The sequence below is a fragment of the Roseobacter sp. genome, assembly GCF_024639605.1.
Lineage (GTDB): Bacteria > Pseudomonadota > Alphaproteobacteria > Rhodobacterales > Rhodobacteraceae > Roseobacter.
This window is the reverse complement of sequence record NZ_JAHEHZ010000241.1, coordinates 1-3,321: the sequence shown is the minus strand read 5'-3', so window position 1 is coordinate 3,321 and position 3,321 is coordinate 1. Positions and strand designations below refer to the sequence as shown.

At 59.2% G+C, this 3,321-nt stretch carries 4 protein-coding genes; 2 read left to right on the top strand and 2 right to left on the bottom strand.

Going from position 1 to position 3,321, the window contains the following annotated elements; all coding sequences use genetic code 11:
- Positions 1-6: 6 nt before the first annotated feature.
- Entirely contained in the window at positions 7-903 is an 897-nt protein-coding gene (gene rpoH / locus Q0M35_RS18200; protein ID WP_295317666.1) for an RNA polymerase sigma factor RpoH, read from the bottom strand.
- A 176-nt stretch (positions 904-1,079) separates the two neighbouring features.
- Positions 1,080-2,114, bottom strand: coding sequence for an RluA family pseudouridine synthase (locus tag Q0M35_RS18195; protein WP_295317665.1), 1,035 nt, complete (start codon positions 2,112-2,114; stop codon positions 1,080-1,082).
- On the opposite strand from Q0M35_RS18195, the gene Q0M35_RS18190 reads away from it, so the two are divergent.
- Positions 2,113-2,421: a DUF6476 family protein gene (locus Q0M35_RS18190; protein ID WP_295317664.1), complete on the top strand. Its 309-nt coding sequence runs from the start codon at positions 2,113-2,115 to the stop codon at positions 2,419-2,421. The genes Q0M35_RS18195 and Q0M35_RS18190 overlap by 2 nt on opposite strands.
- A gap of 213 nt (positions 2,422-2,634) precedes the next feature.
- Complete coding sequence (locus tag Q0M35_RS18185) at positions 2,635-3,318, top strand: hypothetical protein (RefSeq protein ID WP_295317663.1); 684 nt, start codon at positions 2,635-2,637, stop codon at positions 3,316-3,318.
- Positions 3,319-3,321 lie beyond the last annotated feature (3 nt).

Below are 3,321 nucleotides of genomic sequence, written 5' to 3'. Positions count from 1 at the left end.
CGGGTATCAGGCCGTGGCCAGCATGCCCTTTTCTTTTGCGAGATCGCGCATCTTCTTCTGCAGCTTCTCAAAGGCGCGTACCTCAATCTGCCGGATGCGCTCACGGCTGACGTTGTACTCGCCGCTGAGATCCTCAAGTGTCACGGTTTCGTCCGACAGGCGCCGCTGTGTCAGGATGTCTTTCTCGCGGTCATTCAGAACGCTCATCGCCTCCACCAGCAGTTCGCGCCGCGCGGTAAGCTCGTCCCGCTCCTCATAATCGGACGCCTGATCAGCATCCTCATCCTCGAGCCAGTCCTGCCACTGCATCGTGCCTTCGCCTTCAGAGCCGACAGTCGCATTCAGGGATGCATCGCCGCCCGACATGCGTCGGTTCATCGAAATAACCTCTGCTTCGGTCACACCGAGATCTGTCGCGATCCGTTTGACGTTGTCGGGATGCATATCGCCCTCTTCAAGCGCACCGATCTTGTTCTTTGCTTTACGCAGATTAAAGAACAGTTTCTTCTGACCTGATGTCGTGCCGAGTTTCACGAGCGACCAGCTGCGCAGAATGTATTCCTGGATTGATGCCCGGATCCACCACATCGCATAAGTCGCAAGACGGAAGCCTTTTTCCGGATCAAAGCGTTTGACAGCCTGCATCAGACCCACATTCGCCTCTGAAATCACTTCGGCCTGGGGCAACCCGTAACCGCGATAGCCCATCGCAATCTTGGCCGCCAGGCGCAGGTGCGATGTCACCATTTTATGAGCAGCTTCAGTGTCCTGCTCTTCAACCCAGCGCTTGGCCAGCATGTATTCTTCTTCCGGCTCCAGAAGCGGAAACTTGCGGATTTCCTGCATATAGCGGTTAAGGCCGCCTTCTGGTGTCGGTGCGGGCAGATTTGCATAATTAGCCATGGGAGCCTCCCAATGTTTAGGTCCTTAACATCAATATGGGAACTGAACCGATCAGTTCAAGTGCGGACCGCGGAAAATGTTAACGCGAACAGTAACGTTCATTGTTTAAAGAAAGCTTGCCATAAAGCACCGGCGTTAACACCTCAAAGTGCAGTGCAATCACACCCATGTGCACTTTATGACAGTGCCACCCGTGCGGCATCAAGCAGGCTCACCATATCCTGCGGTAAAGGCGCTTCAAAGCGCATATTCTCAGCGGTCACCGGGTGCACAAAGCCCAGTACGGCAGCATGAAGGGCCTGACGCGGGAAAGTGCGCACGGCCTCCGCCGAGACCTCGGGCAGCGCCCTGGCCGGCAGGCGCCGCTTGCCGCCATACGTCGGATCGCCCACCAGCGCATGGCCGGCATGGGCCATATGCACACGGATCTGATGGGTACGCCCGGTCTCGAGCCAGCATTCCATCAGCGCAAGGCAGGGCGGTGTGCCGAAACGTTCGATTGTACGGGCGCGTGTGACAGCATGCCTGCCGCCCTGGAACAGCACCGCCTGGCGCTGGCGGTCGGTTTTGTGCCGCGCCAGCTGCGTCGTAATTTTAACGATGTTGCCGGACTCGAAACTCACGCCTTTCATCCCGCGCAGCCGCGGATCATTGCCATCCGGCACCCCGTAGACCAGCGCCTGATAATATCGCTCAACCGAATGGGCCTCGAACTGATCTGCAAGCCCGTGATGGGCCACGTCTGACTTGGCTACCACGAGCAGTCCGGACGTATCTTTGTCGATCCGGTGAACGATACCCGGTCGCTTGAGGCCGCCCACACCCGAAAGATCCGTGCCGCAATGGGCCAGCAACGCATTGACCAGCGTGCCGGAAGGCGAGCCGGGTGCCGGGTGAACGACCATGCCGGCAGGCTTGTTGATCACCACCAGGTCGCTGTCCTCAAAAATGACCTCCAGCGGGATATCTTCAGGCAGGATATGGCTGTCCTGTGCCTCCTCCACCGTGATTACGATCTCATCGCCGGCCTGTGCCCGGGCTTTCGGGTCCTGCACGGTGGCTCCGTTGACCTGAACCGACCCACAGGCCAGCAGCCGGCCGATCCGCGTGCGCGACAGCGCCGCCTGCTCTGGCACATCCCGGGCAAGCGCCTTATCAAGGCGGGGCGGTGGAGCATCCCCGAGAACGAAGCTGATCTGACGGAGCGGCATGGAAAATCCTGAATCTGAAACCGGTGCGCCGGCCCCGGAACCGGCAAACCTGAGGTTTCTCAGACGACTGGTGACGGTGCTGACCGGGGTGATGACTGGGGGCGTTCTACTGATCATCGCGCTCATTGTCATCCGCTTCTATGATGCGCCTCTGCCGCTGCCTGCAGAAATCGTACTTCCGGATGGAGCAGCGGCTACTGCGTTTACGCAGGGAGACGGATGGTACGCAATCGTCACCGACGACAACCGCATTCTGATTTATGACCGTGTGACCGGTCAGCTTGAGCAGACCATCGCGGTCAGATAACTTCCACAGACCGAAAACCAACCCGCGTTTACAGTCTTAAAATATCGAATCAATTGCGACGGATCCGGGTCATATTGGCCACGGAAGCCCCCTTACGAGGGGCGCAATGCGGGTCGGCACCAGTTTCAGGAAATGGCTAATGCGCAACATCCGCCCCGACCGTCGCGCTCTCGCGAACACTTAACCATGTATTGATCAACAAAGGTCACGGCGATGCCGGATTGGTCCCGCGACCGGGACAGTGGCGAAATTGCAGTGCAAATCGGGCAGGAATATGGCATAACTGTGGCGTTGCCGGTGCCCGTGTTGTGGGACAACCGCCGGCCACGTGTTTTCCGGGGTGGGGGATCGCTCTGGGAGTTAGTAAAGATGTTACACTTTAAAAGACTGCAGGCCCCGGCCGCATTCGCGGCACTGACGTTCGCGTCGGCCTGTGCAGTATCTGATACAACCGAAATTTCACGCGCGGCACAACTCAATGCCGCCCTCGCAGCCGTTCCACTGGACGAGTGTTCTTACACGATTATCTCCTACAACCTGGCAGAAAAGGTTATGGCGCAGCCCGATGGTGATGCAGTCATGTCCAGCCTCAGCCAGGTTTGCCCGGGTATCCGGATCGGTCTTCAGGAAACCGACGGCAGTTTCCGCACGGCGTCCACTATCGGCAATGACGGCCTGACCGAACCTTCCGGCGACGGCGGCACAGGCGGCGGCGATGGTGGCACAGGTAGCGGCGACGGCGGCACAGGTAGCGGCGACGGCGGCACAGGTAGCGGCGATGGCGGCACAGGTGGCGACGGCAATAACGGCGGCGGACGTGGCGGCAACAACGGCGGCGGCAATGGTAGCGAAGGCAACAGCCCGGGTCGCGGCAGTGGCGCCAACAACGACGAATAACAA